Raw genomic sequence first — 2,500 nt, 5'->3', positions numbered from 1 at the left:
AGCGCTTGAGTTGTGTTCGGCGTTGGCTTGCCTTGTTACGGGCCACTGATTCGGAGCGAATCGCTGGCGCCGCCTGCAAGCCGGCCCCGCCCACTTGGAGTTTGGCGGGCGATTTTGGTTGGGGAGGATGATTTGCGGTTTGTCCCGGTATCAGCTTTGCCTCGAAGCGAGCATCTGCTGGAGGTTAGGCTCGAGCGGCCGCCAGACATGCAAACGGCCCGCTTGAGCGGGCCGTTTTAAGTTTGGTTGCGGGGACAGGATTTGAACCTGTGACCTTCAGGTTATGAGCCTGACGAGCTACCGGGCTGCTCCACCCCGCGTCAACCCTAAGCAAGCGTTTGCTTGCTGATCTAAGCAAGCGTTTGCCTGCTTTGGACGTAAGCCGATGCCTATGACTAGGATGGCTTACAAATAGATAGCTGGCTCACCAAATGAAAGGGCCGCTTTCGCGGCCCGTGGTTTCCCGATTGGCGGGCCATGTTCGTAAAGAGAAGATTTCACTGACATCCGGTTGGATGTGAGTTCAACGTGCGTTTGGCAGACCTGGCAGCGACCTACTCTCCCGCGTCTTGAGACGAAGTACCATCAGCGCTGGAGCGTTTCACGGCCGAGTTCGGAATGGGATCGGGTGCAGCCGCTCCGCCATAACCACCAGGTCGGCAAAACGCACGTTGTTTTCGAGAAGCTGGGTTAGGGGTTAGGCAGCAGGGAATAGTGAGCAGGGGATACCCGCTCGCTATTGGCTTGTGCCGTTTGCCCGTCTTTCCGTGCCAATGGCGACTTTCATTGCAGGGCGCCCCGGGCGTAAGCCCGCAAGCGCGACTGCGCGTCGCCGGTTTTCCGGCGCCCTCGCGGAGCATAGGCCCCAGAGGGGCCGCTCATGCGTGAGCGCTGGCCAGATCATCGTGTTCACGATGAGCATAAGGAATGAGAACGATCAAGCCGATCGAACTATTAGTACCGGTAAGCTTCAAGCGTTGCCGCTCTTCCACACCCGGCCTATCAACGTGGTCGTCTTCCACGGTTCTCAGGGAATACTCGTTTTAAGGTGGGTTTCCCGCTTAGATGCCTTCAGCGGTTATCCCGTCCGGATATAGCTACCCTGCTATGCGGCTGGCGCCACAACAGGTCCACCAGAGATCCGTCCATCCCGGTCCTCTCGTACTAGGGACAGATCCTTTCAATATTCCTACACCCACGGCAGATAGGGACCGAACTGTCTCACGACGTTCTGAACCCAACTCACGTACCGCTTTAAATGGCGAACAGCCATACCCTTGGGACCTGCTCCAGCCCCAGGATGCGATGAGTCGACATCGAGGTGCCAAACAACCCCGTCGATATGGACTCTTGGGGGTCATCAGCCTGTTATCCCCGGCGTACCTTTTATCCGTTGAGCGATGGCCCTTCCACGCGGGACCACCGGATCACTATGACCGACTTTCGTCTCTGCTCGACTTGTCAGTCTCGCAGTCAGGCAGGCTTATGCCATTGCACTCAGCGAACGATTTCCGACCGTTCTGAGCCCACCATCGCGCGCCTCCGTTACTCTTTAGGAGGCGACCGCCCCAGTCAAACTACCCACCATACATTGTCCCGGACCCGGATAACGGGCCGCGGTTAGACATCCATAGTAATAAGGGTGGTATTTCAAGGGTGGCTCCACCTGAGCTGGCGCCCAGGTTTCAAAGCCTACCACCTATCCTACACATGCCACTACGAATGCCAATGTAAAGCTATAGTAAAGGTGCACGGGGTCTTTCCGTCTAACCGCAGGAACCCCGCATCTTCACGGGGAATTCAATTTCACTGAGTCTATGCTGGAGACAGCGGGGAAGTCGTTACGCCATTCGTGCAGGTCGGAACTTACCCGACAAGGAATTTCGCTACCTTAGGACCGTTATAGTTACGGCCGCCGTTTACTGGGGCTTCGATTCAGAGCTTGCACCCCTCCTCTTAACCTTCCAGCACCGGGCAGGCGTCAGACCCTATACGTCGTCTTGCGACTTCGCAGAGCCCTGTGTTTTTGATAAACAGTCGCTACCCCCTGGTCTGTGCCACCCTCCTCCACTTGCGTGGAAAAGGGTCACGCTTCTTCCGAAGTTACGCGTGCAATTTGCCGAGTTCCTTCAGCATAGTTCTCTCAAGCGCCTTGGTATACTCTACCAGACCACCAGTGTCGGTTTCGGGTACGGTTTATAAGGAGGAGCTATTTCCTGGAACCACGCAGCAGCCCGTTCAATCCGATAAGATTGGACTACCTCAATGATCCGTCACTACCTCCAAGCCCACGAATATTAACGTGGTTCCCATCGACTACGCGTTTCCGCCTCGTCTTAGGGGCCGGCTAACCCTGCTCAGATTAGCTTTAAGCAGGAACCCTTGGTCTTTCGGCGGGGGAGTCTCTCACTCCCCTTACGTTACTCATGTCAGCATTCGCACTTCTGATACCTCCACCACCCCTCACGGGTATGGCTTCATCAGCTTACAGAACGCTCCG

General features: G+C 56.2%; 1 tRNA gene and 2 rRNA genes (1 of these 3 only partly in view). All 3 read right to left on the bottom strand.

The features are described 5' to 3' along the window. Positions 1-243 precede the first annotated feature (243 nt). Positions 244-320: transfer RNA gene (locus AC0NIH_RS08055), tRNA-Met, on the bottom strand. Between the two features lie 221 nt (positions 321-541). Continuing rightward, positions 542-656: ribosomal RNA gene (rrf, locus tag AC0NIH_RS08050) — 5S ribosomal RNA — on the bottom strand. 277 nt (positions 657-933) lie between these two features. Continuing rightward, positions 934-2,500: ribosomal RNA gene (locus tag AC0NIH_RS08045) — 23S ribosomal RNA — on the bottom strand (it continues 1,255 nt past the right edge of the window).

Source organism: Mesorhizobium sp. WSM1386 (assembly GCF_055901595.1).
The sequence above is the reverse complement of the archived record's forward strand: the minus strand, read 5'-3'. Positions and strand labels throughout refer to the sequence as shown.